This window comes from Vibrio sp. 10N.237.312.B06 (assembly GCF_041464685.1).
Lineage (GTDB): Bacteria > Pseudomonadota > Gammaproteobacteria > Enterobacterales > Vibrionaceae > Vibrio > Vibrio tasmaniensis_A.
The window spans coordinates 1-3691 of the sequence record NZ_JBFSPI010000164.1 but is presented as its reverse complement, the minus strand read 5'-3'; the positions used below and the strand labels follow the sequence as shown (position 1 = coordinate 3691).

The 3691-nt window shown below is 43.1% G+C and carries 2 protein-coding genes and 1 tRNA gene; 1 reads left to right on the top strand and 2 read right to left on the bottom strand.

Translation table 11 applies throughout. The features are described from left to right. Window positions 1–135: 135 nt before the first annotated feature. Window positions 136–222, bottom strand: a tRNA-Leu gene (locus tag AB6C75_RS23095). Between the two features lie 349 nt (window positions 223–571). Between AB6C75_RS23095 and AB6C75_RS23090 the strand changes: the two genes are divergently transcribed. After that, complete coding sequence (locus AB6C75_RS23090) at window positions 572–1360, top strand: lipase family protein (protein WP_372109431.1); 789 nt, start codon at window positions 572–574, stop codon at window positions 1358–1360. 91 nt (window positions 1361–1451) lie between these two features. Here AB6C75_RS23090 and AB6C75_RS23085 read toward each other — a convergent pair whose 3' ends face one another. Beyond that, on the bottom strand, window positions 1452–3317 hold the full coding sequence (locus AB6C75_RS23085) for a methyl-accepting chemotaxis protein (protein ID WP_372109433.1): 1866 nt from the start codon (window positions 3315–3317) through the stop codon (window positions 1452–1454). Window positions 3318–3691: the final 374 nt, after the last annotated feature.

Here is a 3691-nt window from a genome sequence, read left to right as displayed (position 1 = left end):
AACCGAGGTCCACGGATTTGCAATCCGCTGCATAGCCACTCTGCCAAGGCGCCTTTATCAACATAAAATATATTGAAGTGTTTAAAGAGAACCACTCTTTGTTCAACACTCTACTAAAAGTAGAAACTAGATAGATGGTGCCCCGGGCCGGACTTGAACCGGCACAGCGCGAACGCCGAGGGATTTTAAATCCCTTGTGTCTACCAATTCCACCACCAGGGCAACGCAATCATGCGATGCTGATTACTGAAGAGTAAAACACCATCTCTCCGCGACCTAAGCCGTGAGAACGAGATGTACTTTAACGGATGAAAAAAATTCGTCAACAATAAATTTTATCATTTAATTCAAGTGATTAATTATCGAACTCTACAGAATGAATTTAGTGCAGCTTGTACGGTTATTATGCGTAGATTTTGAGTTTTAACAGGAACTCATAAGCCGAAGTCCAGTTTGAAGATTCACTAAATACCGCTGATTCAGTTGAATGAAAGAAACACTCCTTCGTTTTCATGCGCTTTTCACATTCAAAGGCTAAAGTTTTACGCAACTATAGTTACGAAATGAAAACGTGAAGTCACTAAAACGATACCAATATGAACGCTACGCGGTTCTTTGTAACCTCGCCTACCCGAGAGTTTTTAAACAGACTCGTTACGGTTTTGATCCTAATGGACAGCGCATCATAAAGAACCAGTTTGGCAAAACCATGATTCGAGTTTTATGGAGTAGTGACAAAGATGAAGTGGTTGTGGTTATCAAAGGGTCGCACAGTATCTCAGATTGGTTGCTTACCTTTGCTCTCTGGACAAGAAGCTGTAAAAAAATTGGGCTGAACTATCGTGTACATGCTGGTTTCTATCACCTCATGTTTCAAGAAAGCCAGCCGAGTCGTAACGAAGACAAGCTTGGGCACACCGTTATCGAACGCTTAGAAGCGACACTCTTGCCTTTGTTAGAACAAGGGAAAAGGATTTCTATAACCGGCCACTCTTCTGGTGGTGCAATTGGCTGCGTGTTCGCAGATTACCTAGATCAAAAGTATCCAGGCTGTGTTAAGCGAATCGTGACTTTTGGCCAACCTGCGATTGGTGATTGGAGTTTTCGAAAGCACTACCGTTTGAGTAAGAAAACCTACCGTATCTGTTGCGACATAGATATTGTCACCTTCATGCCGCCCGTGCCTCTGTTGTATTGGCATGTAGGGAAAGTGCTTTGGCTCTATAACGGCAGGATCTACGAAAACACACCGACGTTTATACGTCTTGGGCGCTCTGTTCTAAGTTGGTTGATCAGACCTTTCTCTTACCACTTAATGAGCAAATATATTCGCAATAAGGATTTCTTTGATAAGCACTGAGACTCATTTGAAGCTATTAAAGAAAGAGCACAGGCCTATTACTGTCTGTGCTCTTTAGTTTCTAAACCTATGTTGTTTTCTGCAATATCGATTAAAGCTTGAAGCGTGACAACTCTCGTTTCAAGTCACTCGCTAAATGACTTAGCTGATTGGCTTGTGAAACCGCATCGGTCGCATCAACTGCCATCACATCACTCACTTCACGAACAGATTCGGTATTCGCATTGATTTCAGCGGTAACCAGTGACTGCTCTTCAGCAGCAGAAGCTATCTGAGTTGCCATATCGCTGATCATCTGAATTGCCTCACGTATTTGAGCCAAGCTCTCTCCCGCCATATCCACGTCATGTACGCTTGTTTTCGCCATATCGTGGCTTTGTGTCATCACTTTAACGGCACCACTAGTCGCTTGTTGTAAGCGCTTGATCTTGTCTTCGATCTCTTCTGTTGAAGCATGAGTTCGTTGTGAAAGCACTCGAACCTCATCGGCAACCACTGCAAAGCCTCGACCTTGTTCGCCTGCCCTTGCTGCTTCAATTGCCGCATTGAGTGCAAGTAAGTTAGTTTGCTCCGCTATTTCGCGAATCGTCGCCAAGATAGACGCGATTTGTTGACCATGCTCTTCAAGCTCGCTGATGATAGACACAGCGCTTGTTAGCTCTGTTGCAAGCTCATTGATCGATGATTGGCTTTTAGCCATCTGTTGGAAGCCTTGTTCGCTCAACTCAACAGAGTGAGTCGCACTTTTGGCCGTACTATCAGCATTCGTAGCAATTTCTGCTGTTGCTGTCGCCATTTCTGTCACAGCTGTTGCAACCATTGTGATCTCGTCTTGCTGTCTGCTGACGCTATCGCTGCGTTTTAATGCGCTGCTGTTGGCGTGTTCAGCTCCGTTATTCATTGCCGTCGAAACATCAGTCACGTTTTTCATCATTGCATGAAGTCTATCTACGAACACATTAAACTTGTCGGCAAGTTGCCCTACTTCATCTTTACTCGACACTTGAAGGCGCTGTGTTAAATCACCTTCCCCTTCCGCAATATCAGCTAATGCTTCACTCACTCGACCCAGTTCAACTAATTGACGAGCCACAAACCATGAGGTTGCTGCAGCCATAACGATCAATACAATCAAACCTGTGGTGATTTGGCTAATCAACATATCGAACAACGGCTGCTCTAGTACGTCTTTATCCATTTCAATCACAAGTAGCCAGTCGGTGCCTTTAATAGGCTCAGCCATGATGACGCGCTCATCACCATCAACTTGTGTAAAAATTGTCGTTAAGTTTTGTGCAGCACTGTTTAATCCAGAAACACTTAATTCAGGTGCTATCTCTTTGACTTGCTTAAGGATGAAATCTTTATTCTTATGAGCAACGACCGTGCCTTGCTTATCAATTAGGATCGCTCGTCCATTACCTGGAACCTGAATAGCCAACACATCTTCAATTAGCTTGTCTAATGCAAGGTTAGATGCCACAACACCTATGATCGATCCATTCTCGGTCACAGGATCGGTCAATGTCACCACTAAGGTTTGCATGGTTACACTCACGTAAGGCTTGGTTGTTACTGCGCGGTTCTCAGCTAAGGTTTGTTTATACCAACCTCGAACTCTTGGGTCATACCCCGCTTTATTCAATGAAGGATCATGACGGAACATCTCACCTTCTTTGTTACCGTAATAACTCAATCCAAACCCACCAGATACCAAGGTTTGACGTAAATGAGGAACGATATCTATTGAAGGGTTAAGCTGTACTTGTTGTTTAAGCCCATGTACTGCTTGTTTCTTATCGTAAAACCAGTCACTGATGCCCTTTGCATGGGCTTGAAGTGTATTACGACTTTCACTTTCTATAGCTTGCCAGCTGTTTGTTTGAAAAGTCTTATAACCCATGAAAAGAAGAATGGCAGATGTAACAGCAATCGCCAAAACTACAGAGAAAACCATTTTTCTCTTTAGACTAAATTGCATATTTAAGAACCTCTTATAGAATAATTAAAGAAATATAAAGAGGGACACTATCACTCATACACATGTTTTAATTAGAGTTATCCCATAAAACAATGAAACAAATTGAGCATTATGGTTAATTGTGACTTTGATTTATTTAGCGGTCTATCAACAAAGGTTCAACTTAGGATTCCACCAAAACGGCGTTGGGCTTAGCAAATATCAAAGGGAGAAATGAAGAGGTAAGGACGAAGAAACAAGAAGCAAAGTGCCAGAAACGAAAAAACCAGCCACGAGGACTGGTTTTTCTGAATAGTGGAGGCGCCTCCCGGAGTCGAACCGAGGTCCACGGATTTGCAATCCGCTGCATA

Bases quoted from the DNA above. Each gene is read 5' to 3' on its own strand.
- AB6C75_RS23085 (WP_372109433.1), bottom strand. From the start codon at position 3,317: ATGGTTTTCTCTGTAGTTTTGGCGATTGCTGTTACATCTGCCATTCTT.